General features: G+C 63.5%; 13 protein-coding genes, 2 tRNA genes and 1 pseudogene. 6 read left to right on the top strand and 10 right to left on the bottom strand.

The genetic code is table 11. From position 1 onward, the window contains the following. Nucleotides 1-48: 48 nt before the first annotated feature. Nucleotides 49-1,323: an MFS transporter gene (locus V6M89_RS15070; RefSeq protein ID WP_332853922.1), complete on the bottom strand. Its 1,275-nt coding sequence runs from the start codon at nucleotides 1,321-1,323 to the stop codon at nucleotides 49-51. Nucleotides 1,324-1,502: 179 nt separating this feature from the next. Between V6M89_RS15070 and V6M89_RS15065 the strand changes: the two genes are divergently transcribed. From V6M89_RS15065 to V6M89_RS15040, 6 genes are all read left to right on the top strand, one after another. Continuing rightward, nucleotides 1,503-1,578 (top strand) — tRNA-Val (locus V6M89_RS15065). Nucleotides 1,579-1,601: 23 nt separating this feature from the next. Further along, nucleotides 1,602-1,678: transfer RNA gene (locus V6M89_RS15060), tRNA-Asp, on the top strand. A gap of 100 nt (nucleotides 1,679-1,778) precedes the next feature. Next, nucleotides 1,779-2,927 carry a hypothetical protein gene (locus V6M89_RS15055; RefSeq protein WP_332853921.1) on the top strand — a complete coding sequence of 383 codons (1,149 nt, stop codon included), beginning with the start codon at nucleotides 1,779-1,781 and terminating at the stop codon, nucleotides 2,925-2,927. Then, entirely contained in the window at nucleotides 2,918-3,535 is a 618-nt protein-coding gene (locus tag V6M89_RS15050) for an ABC transporter ATP-binding protein (RefSeq protein ID WP_332853920.1), read from the top strand. Before V6M89_RS15055 ends, V6M89_RS15050 begins: the two co-directional genes overlap by 10 nt. Before the next feature lie 65 nt (nucleotides 3,536-3,600). Then, entirely contained in the window at nucleotides 3,601-4,083 is a 483-nt protein-coding gene (locus V6M89_RS15045) for a cyclic nucleotide-binding domain-containing protein (protein ID WP_332853919.1), read from the top strand. After that, the gene (locus tag V6M89_RS15040; RefSeq protein WP_332853918.1) at nucleotides 4,080-5,207 is read left to right on the top strand and encodes an AI-2E family transporter; all 1,128 of its coding nucleotides are present in this window, start codon (nucleotides 4,080-4,082) and stop codon (nucleotides 5,205-5,207) included. Before V6M89_RS15045 ends, V6M89_RS15040 begins: the two co-directional genes overlap by 4 nt. A 46-nt stretch (nucleotides 5,208-5,253) precedes the next feature. Here the strand turns inward: V6M89_RS15040 and ahpF are convergent, their stop codons facing one another. From ahpF to V6M89_RS15000, 9 genes and pseudogenes are all read right to left on the bottom strand, one after another. Beyond that, nucleotides 5,254-6,849 (bottom strand): alkyl hydroperoxide reductase subunit F, encoded by a 1,596-nt coding sequence (gene ahpF, locus V6M89_RS15035; RefSeq protein ID WP_332853917.1) that lies wholly within the window; start codon nucleotides 6,847-6,849, stop codon nucleotides 5,254-5,256. A gap of 108 nt (nucleotides 6,850-6,957) precedes the next feature. After that, on the bottom strand, nucleotides 6,958-7,521 hold the full coding sequence (gene ahpC / locus V6M89_RS15030; protein ID WP_020703761.1) for an alkyl hydroperoxide reductase subunit C: 564 nt from the start codon (nucleotides 7,519-7,521) through the stop codon (nucleotides 6,958-6,960). Nucleotides 7,522-7,680: 159 nt separating this feature from the next. After that, nucleotides 7,681-7,836, bottom strand: a pseudogene (locus V6M89_RS30420) (immunity protein TriTu family protein); the annotation flags it as partial. 141 nt (nucleotides 7,837-7,977) lie between these two features. After that, a complete protein-coding gene (locus V6M89_RS15025) occupies nucleotides 7,978-8,610 on the bottom strand; it encodes a hypothetical protein (protein WP_332853916.1) in 633 nt (210 codons plus the stop codon). 90 nt (nucleotides 8,611-8,700) lie between these two features. Next, nucleotides 8,701-9,474, bottom strand: a complete 774-nt coding sequence (locus V6M89_RS15020) for a hypothetical protein (protein WP_332853915.1) — start codon at nucleotides 9,472-9,474, stop codon at nucleotides 8,701-8,703. Then, nucleotides 9,471-10,787, bottom strand: a complete 1,317-nt coding sequence (locus V6M89_RS15015; RefSeq protein ID WP_332853914.1) for a hypothetical protein — start codon at nucleotides 10,785-10,787, stop codon at nucleotides 9,471-9,473. The genes V6M89_RS15020 and V6M89_RS15015 overlap by 4 nt, the downstream gene beginning before the upstream one ends. A gap of 109 nt (nucleotides 10,788-10,896) precedes the next feature. Beyond that, on the bottom strand, nucleotides 10,897-13,818 hold the full coding sequence (locus V6M89_RS15010; RefSeq protein WP_332853913.1) for a type VI secretion system Vgr family protein: 2,922 nt from the start codon (nucleotides 13,816-13,818) through the stop codon (nucleotides 10,897-10,899). 110 nt (nucleotides 13,819-13,928) lie between these two features. Then, nucleotides 13,929-16,742 (bottom strand): EAL domain-containing protein, encoded by a 2,814-nt coding sequence (locus tag V6M89_RS15005; protein WP_332853912.1) that lies wholly within the window; start codon nucleotides 16,740-16,742, stop codon nucleotides 13,929-13,931. A gap of 145 nt (nucleotides 16,743-16,887) precedes the next feature. After that, nucleotides 16,888-18,321, bottom strand: a complete 1,434-nt coding sequence (locus V6M89_RS15000) for a hypothetical protein (protein WP_332853911.1) — start codon at nucleotides 18,319-18,321, stop codon at nucleotides 16,888-16,890. Nucleotides 18,322-18,511: the final 190 nt, after the last annotated feature.

Below are 18,511 nucleotides of genomic sequence, written 5' to 3'. Positions count from 1 at the left end.
TGTCGTGGCGACAGAAACCATTCTCCGGAAATCGTTGTGCGGCGGCGATTACGTCCCAGGTAATCGTCGCGCCACCACCAGCACGGCGCCGGCCAGCAGGCTGGCCGCCAGCAGATAGATGCCGTTGGCGGTGCTGCCGCTCGCATCCTTGATGGCGCCCACCAGGTAGGGACTGGCGAAGCCGGCCAGGTTGCCGACCGAGTTGATCAGCGCGATGCCGGCCGCCGCCGCCGCGCCGCCCAGCATGGCGGTCGGCAGGCTCCAGAAGATCGGGAAGGTGGTCAGGATGCCGGCCGTGGCCACGCTCAGCGCGGCCATGGCGATAATGGTGTTGTCGCTGTAGACGGTGGCCACCACCAGGCCCAGCGCGCCGGCCACGGCGGCCGCCGCCGCGTGCCAGCGCCGTTCGCCGCTGCGGTCCGAGTGGCGCGCGGCCAGCACCATCACCACCGCCGCCACCGAGTACGGGATCGCCGTCAGCAGGCCGATATCCAGCACGTCCTTGACGCCGCTGTTCTTGATCAGCTGCGGCAGCCAGAAGCTGACGCCGTACAAACCCATCACGAACAGGAAGTACACCAGCGCCAGCAGCCATACCTTGCCGCTGCCGAACACCTGCGCCAGCGGCAGGCGCTGTTGATGCCGGCCGTCTTCGACGATGGCGTGCTCCAGCCGCTGCTTGTCGTCCTCGCTGAGCCACTTGGCGCTGCGGATGCCGTCGTCCAGGTAGAACAGCGTCCAGACGCCGATCAGCACCGACGGCAAGCCTTCCAGCAGGAACAGCCATTGCCAGCCGCTGAGGCCATATAGTCCGGCGAAGGTTTTCATGATCCATCCCGACAGCGGCCCGCCGACCACGCCGGCCACCGCCACCCCGCTCATGAACAGCGCCACCATGCGCGCGCGGCGGTGGGCCGGATACCAGTACGTCAGATACAGGATGATGCCCGGGAAGAAGCCGGCCTCCGCCGCGCCGAGCAGGAAGCGCAGCAGGTAAAACGTCGCCACGCTGTTGGCCAGCATCAGCGCCGACGAGATCACGCCCCAGCTGATCATGATGCGGGCGATCCAGATGCGGGCGCCGGTGCGCGTCATCAGCAGGTTGGACGGCACCTCGAACAGGAAGTAGCCGATGAAGAAGATGCCGGCGCCGATGCCGTACACGGTGTCGCTGAAGCGCAGGTCGGCCAGCATCTGCAACTTGGCGAAGCCGACGTTGACCCGGTCCAGGTAGGCGGCCACGTAGCACAGGAACAGGAAAGGCATCAGCCGCCAGCTGACGCGGCGGTACAAGGAATCGAGCTGGTGATCGTGGTGGCGCATGCTGGCGGTCCTTATTCTTGGTGTTTGGCGCGCGGCTATGGTGACACCGGAAAGCGGGGCCGCAAACAAAATTCTAAATAATTTACAAAACCCCTTGCGGAACGGATAAACCAGCTTGTAGAATACGGCCTCGTTCAGCAGTTGTGACAAAGTAGTGAAGCAAAGCTGATATGTTTTCTGGGTGCTTAGCTCAGTTGGTAGAGCGGCGCCCTTACAAGGCGTAGGTCGGGAGTTCGACCCTCTCAGCACCCACCAAGAAAACAGAAACAACGAAATTTGGAGCGGTAGTTCAGTTGGTTAGAATACCGGCCTGTCACGCCGGGGGTCGCGGGTTCGAGTCCCGTCCGCTCCGCCAAATTCCTTTAAGGGCCCGATTCGTCGGGCCCTTAATCATTTCTGCGTCGATTAATACGCGATTAAGCTTAGGCTTGTGCATCGGGTGTTATTCTCCCGGCATGATTCTCTCCGCCACGTCTTGCTCTCCCTATCTGCGTTTCCGCATCCGCATGGCGCACCAGGCGATGCTGCAGTTCGTCGCCAGTTTCAAGACTTCGCTGGAATACATACTGCTCGGGTTCGGCCAGGTGCTGGTGGGGCTGATCGCCTGCCTGGCCCTGCCCGGATTGTTTGCGGCGACGCGGCCGTGGCCGCAGGCGCTGGGCTTGTTCGCCGGCCAGGCGCTGGTCGCCAGCGCGCCGGTCTGGCTGCTGCGCAAACGGCTGCTGCCGGCGCAGGCGCTGCTGTGGTGCCGTCCGCTGCCGATTCCAGCCGGCCTGCAATGGCGCGCCAATATCGCCGTGGCTGGCATGATCATCGTTCCGTTGAGCGTGGCTTACGCAATTTCCACCACCATCTGGCTGTATCAATGGCCGGACTGGCTGCGACCGGTCGCGCCGCAGGCGCTGCTGCTGACCACAGGCTCGCTGCTGCTGGGCTGGATCATCTCGACGCTGGTGCTGGCCCAGCGCTGCCGCCTGCCGGCCGCCGCCAGGCTGGACCCCGACCGCCGCGCGCCTGGACCCTATGCGCCGCGCGCATTCGCCAACGCCGGCGCCCGGGCGCAACGCATGCGGACCGCGCTGTATCACTGGCGCCAGCTGTTCTGGCTGCCGTTCTGGCGCGCCGAGAACGTGGTCGGCATTCAGCAGACCGCGCTGCTGCTGGGCGCCGCGCTGGGCATCGCCGTGTGGCTGTGGCATCCGCCCGTGGTGCCGCCGGCGCTGTGGGGCTTCAACGCCGCGATCCTGCTGATGCTGCTGACCGACCGCGGCGACAAGGCCGTCACCGAACAGATCGCCCTGCTGCGCCCGGTCGCGGCGGCGTGGCCGGCGCGCATCGAGCGCCTGTTCCGCTTTGCGCGCGTGTCGACGCTGCTGCCCGGCCTGGCCGTGATGGCCTGGTTCGCGCTGCTGACCTTGGGCCACCTGGGCCGCGCCGACAGCGCCGGCTACAGCACCACCGTCGCCACCGTGTGGCTGTGCTTTGCCGGCGTCGCCCAGGTCGCCGTCGTCTCGCTGCGCCGCCTGAGCGTGCGCGGCCGCGTTGGGCTGGTCATCAGCGCCATCATCATCCTGACTGCCATTGGAAGCGAACTATGGAATTGAACCCCGTGCTGCGCATCGACCAGCTGACCTTTGAATTCGCCAGCCATCCGCTGTTCCGCCGCTACGACCTGCAACTGGGCGCGGGCATCACCTGGCTGCGCGGCGAAAACGGCGCCGGCAAGACCACGCTGCTGAAACTGGCCGGCGGCGCGCTGACGCCGCATGCCGGCGCCATCACGCTGGACGGCCTGGACATCCAGGCCCAGCCGCTGGCCTACCGCCTGCAGTGCTACTACTGCGGCGGCGACACGCCGCAACTGCCGTGGCTGACCGTGCGCGAGATCCTCGACCTGCACCTGTCGCTGTATCCCAACACCGATGCCGCGCTGCTCAACGCCGAGCTGCAAGCCTTCCACCTGCTGCACACGCTGGACCAGCCGGTCACCACGCTGTCGCTGGGCCAGCACAAGAAGATGCAGTTGTCCTTGGCGCTGGCGCTGCCGGTGCGGCTGCTGCTGATCGACGAACCGTTCAACGGCCTCGACGCGGACGCCATGGCCTATCTGCGGCAACAGCTGTCGGCGCCCGAACGGCTGGCGCGCCAGTGCATCCTGCTCACCAGCCACCTCGACCCGGCCTTGCCGCTGTCCGCTACCGTGCAACTTTAAGTTATCATTGGAACGATAAAGCCGGGCCGGCCCGGTCCGCGCACCTTGCCCCGCACGGAGTTCCCTTGATCTTTGGTTTCCTGAAATCGCCCGCATTGTCGCCGCGTTTGCTGCGCCTGAAGGAATCGGCGCTGTTCTCCACGCTGACCCCGCTCGAACTGAAGATCGTCGACGGCCTGATGCACGAGCGCCGCTACCTGGCCGATGAAATCATCTTCGACGAGGGCGAGGAAGGCCAGGCGCTGTACCTGGTGATGTCGGGCCGCGTGATCATCAGCCGCCAGCTGGGCGCCACGCGCGAAGTGGTGGCCGAGCTGTCGGCCGGCTCCTTCTTCGGCGACCTGGCCCTGCTGGACAACACGCCGCGCAACGCGCAGACGCGCGCGCTGGACAACTGCGAGCTGGCGGTGTTCTTCCGTGCCGACTTCATGGGCCTGATGGAGACCGACGCCGTGATCGGCTACAAGATCTCGCTGGCCCTGGCGCGCCACATCGGCAGCCGCCTGCGCGACTGGATGACCGGCAAGCCGCAAGTCGAGGCGCTATGAATTTCCTGCCGACCCAACAGCGCGCCGGGCCGGTGGTCTGGAGCGGCATCATCGCCGCCACCTGCGTGCTGTTGTTCCTGCTGCAGCAGATGCTGTTCCTGGCCATCCCCTTCCTGCTGGGGATCGTGCTGTACTACATCCTGCAACCGCCGATGCAGCGCCTGATCCGCCTGGGCGCCAGCCACAACGCGGCCACGCTGATCGTCGGCAGCGTGTTCCTGTTGTTGCTGGTGGTGGCCGGCCTGGTGTTCATCTACTGGGATTCCGGCCCGTCCGACTCGTGGCAGGACATGCTGGGCAAATACCTGACCGGCGGCCTGGAGTTCGTGCGCCACACGATGCTGTCGCTGGAGCAGCAGTTCCCCATCCTCAAGCAGATCAAGCTGGCCCGCACGGTCAACAGCCGCGTCAGCGCCTTCACCGGCACCTTCGTGCAGAAGCATTTGACCGACATCCTGGTGTCGGTGGCGGCGTGGCTGCCGTCGCTGCTGCTGGCGCCGTTCCTGACCTTCTTCTTCCTGCGCGACGGCCTGCGCTTCAAGAAGTTTTTGGCGCGCGCCGTGCCGAACGCCTTCTTTGAAAAGACCCTGTGCCTGCTGCACGAAGTCGACCAGACCGCGCACCGCTACTTCCAGGGCTTGATCAAGCTGACCATCCTCGACACGGCGGTGCTGGCCATCGGGCTGTGGGCGATCGGCGTCTCGTCGCCGCTGGTGCTGGGCCTGATCGCGGCGATGCTGGCGTGGGTGCCGTACGTGGGCTCCATCGTCGGCTGCGTGCTGGTGGTGATGGTGGCCTCGACCGACGCGCCGGCCGATCCGGCGGTGGCCTACATGGCGATCGGCGTGTTCATCACGGTGCGGCTGCTGGACGATTTCGTCTTCATGCCGCTGACCCTGGGACGCAGCCTGCACATCCATCCATTGATCACGGTACTGATGATTTTCATCGGCGGCTCGGTGGCCGGCGTGGCGGGGCTGATGCTGGTGCTGCCGCTGCTGGGCGTGGTGATGGTGATCGGCGAAACGCTGGGCCGGCTGATCACCGACCCGCGCCTGCGCGCGCGCCACCGCAACGCCATGCAGCTGCGCGCCCGGCAGGCCAGCGCCGACCTGGTGACATAAAAAAAGGGCCGCTATCGTAGCGGCCCTTTTGCTTTGCTGCGAACGCTTACGCGGTCAGCGCCTGCTTCTCGCTCGACTCGGCCACCACTTCCTCGTCGTCCGAGCGGATCAGGTGATCGAAGGCCGACAGTGCCGCCTTGGCGCCGTCGCCGGTGGCGATGATGATCTGCTTGAACGGCACCGTGGTGACGTCGCCCGCTGCAAACACGCCGGGAATCGAGGTCTGGCCGCGCGCATCGACTTCGATCTCGCCGTGACGCGACAGCGCCACCGTGCCTTTCAGCCACTCGGTATTCGGCACCAGGCCGATCTGCACGAACACGCCTTCCAGCTCAACCTTCTGCACCGCGCCCGAGACCCGGTCGGTGTAGCTCAGGCCGTTGACGATCTTGCCGTCGCCGTGGATCTCGGTGGTCTGCGCCGAGACGATCACGGTGACGTTGGCCAGGCTGCGCAGCTTGCGTTGCAGCACCGCGTCGGCGCGCAGCTCGGCGCCGAACTCGATCAGCGTCACATGCTTGACCAGGCCGGCCAGGTCGATCGCCGCTTCGACGCCGGAGTTGCCGCCGCCGATCACCGCCACGCGCTTGCCCTTGAACAGCGGGCCGTCGCAGTGCGGGCAGTAGGCCACGCCGTGGTTGCGGTATTCCTTCTCGCCCGGCACGTTGATCTCGCGCCAGCGGGCGCCGGTGGCCAGGATCACCGACTTGGCCTTGAGCGTCGCGCCGGTGGCGGTCTGCACCTCGATCAGCTTGCCCGGCACCAGCTTGGCGGCGCGCTGGGTGTTCATGATGTCGACTTCGTATTCCTTGACGTGCTGCTCCAGCGCCACGGCGAATTTCGGGCCGTCGGTGGCCTTGACCGAGATGAAGTTCTCGATCGCCAGCGTGTCCAGCACCTGGCCGCCGAAACGCTCGGCCAGCACGCCGGTCTTGATGCCTTTGCGGGCGGCGTAGATGGCCGCCGCCGCGCCGGCGGGACCGCCGCCGACGATCAGCACGTCGAACACGTCTTTCTTGCTCAGCTCGGCGGCCTGGCGGGCGCCGGCGTTCTTGTCCAGCTTGGACAGGATCTCTTCGACGTTGGTGCGGCCCTGGCCGAAGTGCTCGCCGTTCAGGAACATCATCGGCACCGCCATGATCTGGCGCGCCTCGACTTCTTTCGGGAACACGCCGCCGTCGATGGTGGTCACTTTGATGCGCGGGTTGATCACCGCCATCGCGTTGAGCGCCTGCACCACTTCCGGGCAATTGTGGCAGCTCAGCGAGATGAAGGTTTCGAATGCGTAATCGCCATCCAGGTTGCGGATCTGCTCGATCACGGCTTCGTCGAATTTGATGGTGTGGCCGCCGACCTGCAGCAAGGCCAGCACCAGCGAGGTGAATTCATGGCCCATCGGGATGCCGGCGAAACGCACGCCGATATCGGTGCCCGGGCGGTTGATGCTGAACGACGGCTTGCGTTCGGCATCGTCGGTGCGCTTGACCAGCGTGATCTTGTCGCTCAACAGGACGATTTCCTGGAGCAGTTCTTCCATCTCGCGGGCCTTGGCGCTGTCATCGAGAGAGGCGACGATCTCAATCGGTTGCACCACTTTTTCCAAGTAGGCTTTCAACTGGGTTTTGAGAGTTGCGTCTAACATGATTTTTCTTCCTTTTTACAAATATTTAGGCGTATGCCGGGCCGGACGCCCGGACCGGCATCGCGGTATTACTTGTGTGCTGCGGTCTCTTTCAAGACGTGCTCGGACTTAGATCTTGCCGACCAGGTCCAGCGATGGGGTCAGGGTAGCTGCGCCCTCGGTCCATTTAGCTGGGCAAACTTCGCCTGGGTGGGATGCCACGTACAGCGCTGCCTTGACTTTGCGCAGCAGTTCCGACGCGTCGCGGCCGATGCCGTTGTCGTGCACTTCCAGCACTTTGATGAAGCCTTCCGGATTGATGACGAAGGTGCCGCGCAGTGCCAGGCCTTCTTCTTCGATCATCACTTCGAAGTTACGCGACAGCGTGCCGGTAGGGTCGCCGATCAGCGGGTAGTTGACTTTTTTGATCGCATCCGAGGTGTCGTGCCATGCTTTGTGCGCGAAGTGGGTGTCGGTCGACACGCCGTACACGTCCACGCCCAGCTTGGCGAATTCAGGCTGGTGGTCGGCCAGGTCTTCCAGTTCGGTAGGGCACACGAAGGTGAAGTCGGCTGGGTAGAACATCAGAACGGACCACTTGCCCTTCAGGGACTCGTCGCTCACGTCGATGAACTTGCCGTTGGCGTATGCGGTTGCCTTGAATGGTTTTACTTGGGTATTGATCAGAGACATTGTGGTTTCCTCGTTGGGTTGTGAATCATTGAGACGCCAGTTTAAGGGCTTTCGCCCCATTTGCAAAATTGATTGTTCCAATAGTTTCAATAGCTACTAGCTATAGAACAAGCAAAGCGGATAGCTATTATCGCCGTTTCGGGCCGGGCAGGCAGAGGGTCAGCCGAGCGGGGCGCCCAGCTTGCGCAGGAAGGATAGCAGCAGCGTGGTCAGACCAGCGGCAGACGCAAACTCGATACGCTCATCAAACAAGTCATTACCGGACTCGACATCGATAATTTCCGCATAAATAGCGCCGCTATCCCAGCAGGTGACCCGGCCAAGGCGTACCCACCGCGCTGCTGCTGATGGCGGCCACCAGCACCATGCGAACCATCCCGGTTGTGCATCCCAAACTGAACCGCTCGGCGCATGCGGGGTTGGTGCAGCAGTCCGGTTCCTGAGCCCGGCCTGGCCTCAATAGCGATAACTCCAGGGTTTCAACAATGGCGGCAGCGCGTTCGTCGAAGCGGCAAGTGCTTTTTGGGCCGTCTTGTGACGAACCCACAAATCGACCTGCTCCGGATGTTCGTACCCGAATGCGCGCATCACCTCGGTTGTCTCCACGGCGAACTCCCTGAAGCGCAATCGTATCCATACCGTGATAATCAAGGTGATCGTAAAGCACATGACGTAAAACCAGAAATCGGCGGCGAAGCCGTTCTTGCCAAAATCCCTGTCGATAAAAAATTCGGATATCCCAACCAGAATGACCGCCAATGTGGGGTAGAAAAAGCTCCACTTGATATCGCAGATCTTTTGTATGGCGTGTCCCCGGACGCGATGCGGCGGCATCCACAAGATCAGCAGGCTTGGACTTCTGGCGGCGTACACGGCCGCGTAGCCGGTCTCAAAGCCGATGGCAAATTCGAGGAAGTCGCCATTCCGGAATTCAACCTGATGAAATCCTCCTCTCAACACCTCGCCGTCCACAGTGCAGGAAAAGAAATCGATGCCGATCTCGCCACTGGCATCGCGTTCCACGTGCAGGTTTTTCACCACTCCAGCCAGCTTAGCGAGCTGCAGCGTTGCGTTAGCGCGGGTTTTCATCGTCTTTCCCTAGCACTGGCCATAAATGGCGGTTTGACGCAGTTAGCGGCAATGGCATCAAGTGCACTTGGTTCTTGAGAACGCCCACCCTTACTTCGATTTCCCGACCAAATCTACATAAACCTGCTTGCCCAATTCACGATTCAACCTAGCAGGCAAGCGATAAAATATCATCCATCCACGGACGGCAAGACCGATAGCCATCATGTCCAACGGAATCGCACCTATAGCTAAAAAGAGGTGGACAAACGGCAACCCAAAAAAAACGACCAATGATTTTCCGAAAATCATCGCAAAGCAGGCAGCAGCACCAAAAAGTACGAATAATATCGCCGAAGGAAACTGTTTAAATTTCAGTTTTTTATCCAAAAGTGATTTGTCACCTTTTTGTAGATAATAAATGCAGTCCACATCCTCTTGGTAAATTCGCGATCGCATTTTGGAATCAGCATAGATATCTTGGTATAGATTGAAAAATCGAAGACCCCACCATACAAGCAGCGAAACGTAAGCGAAAAAAAGGAATCCACGCAGCGAAATTGGAGCGGAGCTGTACAATAAAATACAAAGCCAAGGAATGCCGCCAAACATCGCCACACTACTCATATACAAAGTGCTTACGCCGAAGTGACGTGCCTTCCAGTCCCACTTGAAAATTCGCGGGACGAACAAGAAAATGAACGATACGACAACAATCGAAATGCATAAAATCGAAATAGGGTTCTGCTGAAAAGGGACCGATTCAGCCGCTCCATTAGCCAAAGCAAGACAACACGCACTAATTAGCAACGGCAGCGCTGCGGTCACAGAAACAAAACTGCTCGGCTTGGCGAATACCGGATTAATAGCATCCAAGTCTTTCAAAAGATCAACTCCTGGTAATCACTCGGGAATTTTTGCATCAAGTACTCCCAACCAGCTTGGATTTCCTTACCAGCTTTTCTCAGATAAGGCGCGATGGCAGATGACAGACCGTCAGTATTAGACTTGTCTCCAGTGGCGGCCCTTCCCAGCGCCTTATCCACGGCTTCCACGGCATAGTTTACTGCGACCCCCGCCGCGACAGTCAGAGCCCCCACCGCAAGAACGGGCAGTGACGCCCCTAGGCCAACCATAGCCACAAATATCACCAGCGCGACAATCGCAACGACGATCGCCGCAGCAATAATTGCTTTCAATAGCGACATGAACAAAGCAGCCGTCAAGTCATATCCATCTTTTTTCACGTCATCCTTCCACTCGGCCACCGCCGTAACAGACCCAAAAATAAAGCTGACTAAGGCATTTCCTTTGAAACTCCCCGCAACGCCTTTGGCTATAGCGGCAAATGAACTAGACGTTTTCCCTACACCGGCAAAGATACTCAAGATGCGCTCATGGCCTGGTCCAAACCCACCCGGGCCGAACACACGATTAAATTTGCTATACCCCGAAAAGTAAAAGCGAGCCTTTCCGCGAACCAGATGAATCTGCGCCCGCACCAACTTAAACCCTTCGCTGGTTTTGCTATCCAGACTGGCACGTAGCCAACTCCAATTGTCGCCAACAAATGCTGCACTGCCAGCCACTTGGCCCCAGATCCAATTCCGCGTTGCGACTTCAGACGGATCAAAGTCAGCCAAACCGGACTTGCCGCCCCCCTTCTTAAAGTATTCCGCAATTTTCTCCGGCATTCCTTTAATACTGCCGTCAACTACACACACCACCGAGCATCCTTCTGTGTCTGGTGCAGATGCCGCAATATGATTTTGCAGTTGAGCGGCAGAGAGCTTGGTCAGCGGAGGCTTGGTTGCTTCTACAGACATCGGTGTTATACCAGGGATCACCGGTGTTTTTTTAGCAGGTGAGTTGGCTTGTCCTATGGACAATATAATTGGTGCCGGCTTCGTCTTAGGAGCGTTGTCATATTGATGAGTATCGAGCTTGTTCGGCTCCACTTTCATCAACAACTTTCCTTCGCTTTTCAGTAAAAGCGCCCCTTTGAAATTGCGAGTGACCCACAAATGCAAGCGCTCTCCATCTTTAAAGGTGACCACCTCCGACCTGCTTGCATATACCAGTTTTTTATCCCTCACATTGTAGAAGTCTGACTCAACCGCCTGTACCGTATATACGGCCCCACCTTTTAGATGCAAATCGAAAATCACGTCGCGATGCTTGCGCAGCACAACTTTCAAGTGATCGCCTGAGCGCCAGCATTGCACAGACTCTCCGGGCAAGTCTATGCATACTTCCTGGGCGGCCGACTGCACGGATTTGGTAGCAACTGTGTTCATCGATTTCTTTCTATTTGCGCTTGGGTTGATTCGCAACGAACGGACCCAAAGGAATGTTCTTCAAGATCGCCATACCGCTACCATCAAGCACGATACTTTTCGCATCTCCGCCATGGAACTTCAAATCAATAGGCTCATCTTTCAGCGGATTGCCCTCCGCATCCAGGTACTCAATTTTCAGATCCTTTTTGAGATTGAGTTCGTTGACCTTGTAAGCGATTTCTGTGGAGGGGACGCTGACCGGTCCCGTCAATTCCTTCATCGACGCCTTGAACGTCATCGTGCCCGGACCATGCAGCATGATATTGCCGCCTTCGAGCTTGAGGAAGGCACCTTGCGCCGTCAGCATCACATGCTCCTTGGCGCTGACCGTGACGCTCTTGCCGACGCTGGCCACGGTGACCAGCTTGTCGGCGGTGACCTTGGTCTCGTCCGACTGGCTCTGCACGCTGACCTTGCCGCTGGCCGCGTGCAGCTTGATGCCGGTTTCCTGGTTCGGCTTGTCGGCGCTGCTGGCTTTGCCGTAGGTGAACAGGCTGATACCGTCCTTGACCACGCTGGAGGCGTTGCCTTGCGCAGCGAAGTTGATGTCCTGTCCGGCGCCCAAGCTGCTCGTGCCGCCCGCCGCCAATATCGCGCTGGCCGGCGTCACGGCCGCGATGCCGGCCGGGCTCGACAGCTGCAGATGCTGCTCGCTGTACGCCGTGACGTCGCCGTCGCCACCCTCGTCACCGCCGCCGCCGGCAGCGCTGGCCTGCACCACCTTGCCGCTGTTCTGCATCTGCGCCAGCGCGGCCAGCTTGGCCGGCTCCGCTTCATCTTTCAATTTGGCGTTGTGCTTTTGCGCCGTCCCGGCCAGCGACTGCTGCAACGCATGGCTTTGCTCGATCTGCGACCGCGCCTCGCCCGTATCGAGCTGGCTGTCCCTGGCGCCATTGCGGGCGTCGGTCGACAGCAGCAGGCCCTGGCCGGCGCGCAGCGCGGCGCTGTGCGCGGTCTTCAGTTCGGCGCCGAAGCCGGCCGTCTGCAGGCGCTGGTTGTCGCTCTGGTGACGCAGATGGCCCAGGTTCAATTCGTCCGTGCCGGCGTGCGGCGACGCGTGCCGCTGCAAGGCCACGCGCGGCTCGCCCGGATGGTCGTCGAACACCAGCTGGCTGTACGCACTGGCGCCGCTCTGGCTGGCGTTCATGGTTTGCGATTTGATGCCCGACAGCGCCGCCGGATGGGCGTGCGCGCCGCTCTCGCCGGGGAACCAGGCCGGCGCGTTGCCGGTCGCCACGCCGGCGCCCTGGCTGACCCGGTTGTTCTGCGCGTCGCGCGCGCCGCCGCCGTTGTAGACGCTGCCGATCACCACCGGCCGGTCGATGTCGCCGTCGATGAAGTCGATCAACACCTCGCTGCCGACGCGCGGCACCGCCACCGCGCCCCAGTTGGCGCCGGCCACCGGCGCCAACGCGGTGGCGATGCGCACCCAGGTGCCGGCGCTGTCGTCGGCCGGCGCACCGCTGTGGCCGTCCGGCGCCGGATGCGCCAGGCGGCTGTGGCTTTGCGCGCCGCGCTGCCAGTGGAACTGCACCTTGATGCGGTGGTCGCGGTCGGTGTGGATCACCGCGCCGGCCGGGCCGACCACGATCGCGGTCTGCTGGCCATGCACGGTGGGCTTGGGATGCAGCAGCAGGCCGTGGCCGTCGGCATCGCTGCTGCGGTAGGGCAGCTTGCTGCGGATGGCGTCGATGCGGTTGCGGTACAGCGGCCGCTCGCCCTTGCCTTCGCCCAGCGCGTGCAGGCTGCCGCCCTGTTCGCGCGCGATCGCCTGCGCCAGCGCGCTGACGCCCAGCGCCTGCGCCGCCGCATGCCGGATGTCGGTGCTGAGGTTGTTGTGCGCCAGGTGCACCACGCGCGTGATGACGAAGCTGCGCTCGCCGGCATCGCCGGCGTCGAGCACGGCCTGGCCATCCAGCGTGAAGGTGGTGCCGGCGCTGAGCGTGCGCACGGTGCCGGCGCCGGTGAAGATTTCGCGGCCCGCCTCCAGCGCCTCGGCCTGGCGCTCGGCGATGCGCTGGCCGTGCTCGCGCGTGGTGTAGGCGTAGGCGCCCGGCGCGTCGCGGCTCACCGGCGCGGCCGGGTCGGCGTTGACGCTGGCGGCCGACGCCGGCCGCGTGCCGTTGCTGCGGTAGTCCCAGCTGGCGAGGTCGACGCCGCCGGCGGTCCAGCGCAGCTCGCTGCGCCAGCGGTCGATGACATCCTCCTTCATCACCGCGCCCGGCTGCGTGAAGCGCACCGTGGCCTGGGCGTTGGGCTGGAAGCTGCCGTTGTGGTCGGCGATCACCATGGTGTGGCTGCCCAGGCCGGGGCTGGCGGCGTCGCCGCTGTGCTCGAAGTAATAGAACAGGCCTTCCTCGCGCATCAGCCGCTCGGCGAAGGCCAGGTTGGATTCCTGGTACTGGCAGGTCAGCGAACGCTTGGCGTAGAGGGCGCGGTCGGCCAGGTCGTAGCGCCACTGCGGCACCAGCTTGCCGGCGTCCTGCCAGCCGTTGAACACGGCGTCGAGGATGTCGAACACGGTCTGGTCCTGGAACACCCGGCTGTCGCGCCCGGCGGCCAGGAAGGCGTACCAGGGGCCGATGCTCAGCTCGTAGCGCGCCAGGCCGCCGTCGGCGCCCAGCATGCGCAGCGCCGTCACGTGGCCGTGGAAGGGCCGCAGCTGGTCGCGGCTGGCCGCCGTCATCAGTTCCAGCAACACCGGCTGGCCCAGCAGCGACTTCAGCGGGATGTCGGCGTCGCCCGACAGGGCCGTCACCGTCAGCTGGTAGGGCTGGCTCAGGGCTTCCTCGCCGCGCAGGCATTCGGCCACCAGGGTGTCCGCGCCCAGCGGCGTGGTCAGCCGGAGAACGCGGTGGTCCTGGGTCAAACTGTCTAGCAGCGCAAGCATGGATTTCAGCCCTTCAAGATAACGACGGAATTAGCAAATTACTATGATTTGTCCGGCATTACACCCGAGTTGGCTCAGTTGGGCAAGAGTGATTCGATTGAAATCGGGTTTTACTGGCCGCGCAGCAGCTGGTCGAACTGCTCGGCCGGCATGGGGCGGGCGAACAGATAGCCCTGGCCGTAGTCGCAGCCGGCGGCGGCCAGCAGGTCGCGCTGTTCCGGCGTTTCCACGCCCTCGGCGATCACCCGCAGGCCCAGCTTGTGGGCCATGACGATGATCGCGTCCGACAGCGCCATGTCGCTGGAATCGGGCGCCAGGTTGCGGGTGAAGGAGCGGTCGATCTTCAGGTAGTCGATGTCGAACTTCTTCAGGTAGGACAGCGACGAGTAGCCGGTGCCGAAGTCGTCCAGCGCCACCTGGATGCCGGCGTCGCGCAGCTGCAGCAGCTTGTTGCTGACCGTGGCGTTGGCGTCGAGCAGCAAGCCCTCGGTGATTTCCACCACCACCGCCTGGCCCGGCAAGCCCAGCGCCTGCAAATAGTTCAGCCACGAGTCGTAGGCGCCGTCCTCGCGCGCGAACTCCAGCGGCGACTGGTTGACGCTGACCTGGAATTCCGGGTGGTGCTCGTGCCGCCAGCGCTGCACCCAGCGCGCCGATTCGCGGAACACCCATTCGCCGATGTCGATGATCAGGCCGCTGGCCTCGGCCAGCGGGATGAAGTCCATCGGGCTGACCACGCCGCGCTGCGGGTGGTTCCAGCGTATCAGCGCCTCGGCCTTGTGGATGCGGCCGCTCTTCAGGTGGACGATGGGCTGGAAATACAGCTCGAACTGCCCGGCCTTGAGGGCGCCGCGCAAGTCGTTGGTCAGGCGCATGCGGTTCAGCGCGGCCACCTGCAGGGTCGGCGTGAAATAGCTGTAGCGGTTGCGGCCGGCGCCCTTGGCGGCGTACATGGCCTGGTCGGCGTGCTTGAGCAGGTCGTCGATGTCGAGCGCGTCGTCCGGGTACAGCGTGATGCCGATGCTGGCCGAGACGAAGGCCTGCTCCTGCCCCAGCGGGAAGGGCAGGCGCAGGCTGTCGATGATGTGCTGGGCGATGTGCTCGACCCGGTCGGCGTCCTCCAGCTCGGACAGGATCACGGTGAACTCGTCGCCGCCCAGGCGCGCCACCGTGTCCGACTTGCGCACGCAGGCGCTGATGCGGCGCGCCGCGTCCACCAGCAGGATGTCGCCCTGGTGGTGGCCCAGCGTGTCGTTGACTTCCTTGAAGTGGTCGAGGTCGATGAACAGGATGGCGATGTGCGAGCGGTCGCGCTGGCTCTTGAGCATGTCGTGCGCCAGCCGGTCGTGGAACATGCGGCGGTTGGGCAGCTGGGTCAGCGGGTCGAAGTTGGCCTGCTGCCAGATCAGCGCCTCGCTCTGCTTCTTGTCGGTGACGTCCTCGATCATGCACAGGTGGTGCGGATGCGTGCCCTTCTCGGTCTCGATGGCGGTGACCGACACTTCGATCCAGACCAGCTCGCCGTCCGGGCGGAACAGCCGGTTGGTGATCTTGAAGCTGCCGATCTCGTGCGCGCTGAGGCGTCCCATCTGCACCTTGAGCTGGGCCACGTCCTCCGGATGCGCGCCCTCGAACCAGCGCATGGCGCCCAGCTCGACCTGCGAGCGGCCGACGATTTCCTGGAAGCGCGGATTGATGTCGCGGTATTCGGAAGTGACCGAATCGACCAGCGCGATGCCCAGCGGCGAGGCTTCGAACATGGTGCGGAAGCGCTGCTCGCCGGTGCGGATGGCGGCGTTGGCGCGGCGCCGTTCGCGCGCCAGCAGGCTGAAGTGGACGGCCGCGCCCAGCACCAGCACCAGCGCGGCGCCGCCCAGCACGCGGTACAGCCACAGCAGGCTGGCGCCGCCGCCGCCGGTCTGGTACATGAAGCCGTCGAAATTGGCGTTCTTCGGCACCATGCCCAGGCCGGCGTAGACGTCGGCGATGTGGCGCCAGCGCTCCGGATTCTGGTAGCCGATCTCGACCAGCACCGGCTGCACCAGCGGCACCATCTGGCGCGCCTCGTACAGCAGGTGGGCGCGGTCGCTGCGGCGCGAGTACTTGCCGAGGATGAGGTCGGCCATCTCCTCCTGGTGGCTCATGGCCCACTGCCAGCCGCGCATGCTGGCGGCGCGGAAGGCGCGCACCCGCTCCGGATGGTTGGCGATCTCGCGCTCGCTGGTGAACAGGTTGTCGCCGTAGAAGTCGATGCCGACCGCGCGCGGGCTGTAGATGTCGTAGGGGAAGCCGAGGCGGTCGAAGGTGTCCGGCTCGTTGGTGGTGTAGACCGCGATGGCGTCCACCTTGCCGTTGATCAGGTCGGCCGTGTTGTAGCTCGGCTCGACCCGCTGGAAACTGCTGGCGGGGATGCCTTCCTTGATCAGGTAGGCCAGCAGCTCGTCGGCGCTGCCCAGCTCGTCGACCAGCGAACCGATCATCGCGCGCTTGCCGATGATGCGGCGGATGTCCGGCTCGGCGCTGGTCTGGCGCATCGCCAGCGCATACGGCGAGTGCTGGAACACCACGCCCAGCACCACCACCGGCTTGCCGGCCAGGCGCGCCAGCAGCAGGCTGCTGGCGCCGGTGCCGTACTCGGCCTTGCCGGCGGCGACGTCGCGCTCCGGCTCGTTGCCGTCCGCGCCTTCGCGGATGGCCACGTCCAGCCCGGCCTCGCGGTAATAGCCCTGCTCCAGCGCAGCGTAGTAGCCGGCGAACTGGAACTGGTGGCGGTGCTTGAGTTGCAGCGTGACCTTGTCCTGCGCCGCGGCGGGCGCCAGCCACAGCGCGGGCAGCAGCGCCAGCAGCGTCAGGCCGGCACGGCGCCGCCGGCGCGGCGCGCCGAAGGCGGGGGATGTGGTGGGGACAGTATCACGTACGGGCACTAGTGTTTTTCCAGAGAATCGCGGGCTAGGAGTAGTGTAGCTGCTTCGGCGGTCGAAATCGTCGCTTTCTGACAATACTCAGGCATAAAACACAACGGACGGCCAGGCGTTTGCCTGCCGTCCGTTGTTATGCCGGTAGTACTACTTAGTTCGGGATGGTGACCGGCACCGGCGCTTGGGCATTGTCGCCCTTGCCCAACTGGCCTTCCGCGTTGCGGCCCCAGCCCCACAGCGTGTTGTCCGAGCGCAGGCCGAAGCTGTGCAGCGCGCCGGCGGTGACCGACAGCCAGTTGTTGGCGGTGCCCACCTGCACCGGCGTCGGACTGTCCGGGCCGCCGGTGCCGAGCTGGCTCTCGAGGTTGCTGCCCCAGCCCCACAACTGGCCGTCGCGGGTCACCGCCATGGAGTGCGTGGCGCCCGAGGCCGCCGCCAGCCAGTTGCTGCCGACGCCGATCGGGGTGGGCGCATTGATGTTGGCCGAGCCATTGTTGCCGACCTGGCCGAAGGTGTTGTTGCCCCAGCCGTACATGGCGCCGTCGGTGCGGATCGCCACCGAATGGTTGGCGCCGGCCGCCAGCGACGACCATTGGAAGGCGCCGATCTTGGCGGGAGAAACGACGTCCACCAGGCCGCCGTTGCCGACCTGGCCGCTGGAATTGCCGCCCCAGCCATACATGTTCAGGTTGTCCTTGATGATGGCCAGCGTATGGGTGTCGCCGGCGCTGACCGACAGCCATGCCTTCAGGCCGGTCGGCAGCGGTATCACGACCGGCGCCAGCCGGTCGATGTTGGTGCCGTCGCCCAGCTGGCCGTTGAAGTTACGCCCCCAGCCGTACATGACGCCGCTGGTCTTGATCGCGAACGCGTGCGCCTTGCCGGCCGCCACAAAGGCCCAGTCGGTGTCCTTGCCGACCTTGACCGGGACCTGATGCGGAGCGGTGTCGGTAGTGCCCTGGCCCAAGGTGCCGTTCTGGTTGGAACCCCAGGCCCACAGGGTGCCGTCGCTGCGCAGCGCCACCACGAACTGCTCGCCCACCGCCATCTGCTTCCACAGCGTGCTGCCGCCGCTGACCAGGGCCGGCGCGTTGCGGTCGGCCTGGGTGCTGTCGCCGAGCTGGCCGCGGATGTTCGAGCCCCAGCCGTACAGGCTGCCGTCGGACTTGTGGCCGATGGTCTGGTTGCCGCCGGCGGCGACGCCGTTCCACTGCGCGATGACGTTGATGGCCAGCGTGCCGACCACGCCGTCCTGGGTCGCGGTCACGGTGTCGGAGCCGACCGCCTTGCCGGTCACATTGCCGGCCGGGACGATGGTCGCCACCGCGCCGGCGCCTTTGAAGGCCCACACCAGGCCGGAGGCGGTGTTGAGCGCCTTGGTGCTGTTGTCCGAATATGTGCCGGTGGCCGTCAGCGGCACCGCGATGCCGATCGGGATGGTGGTGCTGGCGCTGGCCGTGACGGCGATCGATTTGAGCGTGACCACCGCCGGCGTGCTGCTCGTGCTGCCGCCACCGCCGCCGCATGCGGCCAGGATGGCCAGCACGGGTACCAGCAACAGGGTCGGGAATTTAAAGTTTTTCATGTTCTTCCAGTTCACAGAATGAGGTCTGCGTGCGGGGCCAACCGGACCGGTGGCCAGCTTGCAACCAGTGTAGCCGCAAGCGGCCTCCACGCATCGTCGGAGCAAGCCTGAATTATCCACGCAATTGCACCGATGGGGGTATTTAACAACATTTCTTGAATGGAATAGACGAAAAAAAAGCAGCGTCACC

Origin of the sequence: Duganella sp. S19_KUP01_CR8, assembly GCF_036688705.1 — a bacterium.
Classification (GTDB): Bacteria; Pseudomonadota; Gammaproteobacteria; order Burkholderiales; family Burkholderiaceae_D; genus Rugamonas.
The sequence above is the reverse complement of the archived record's forward strand: the minus strand, read 5'-3'. Positions and strand labels throughout refer to the sequence as shown.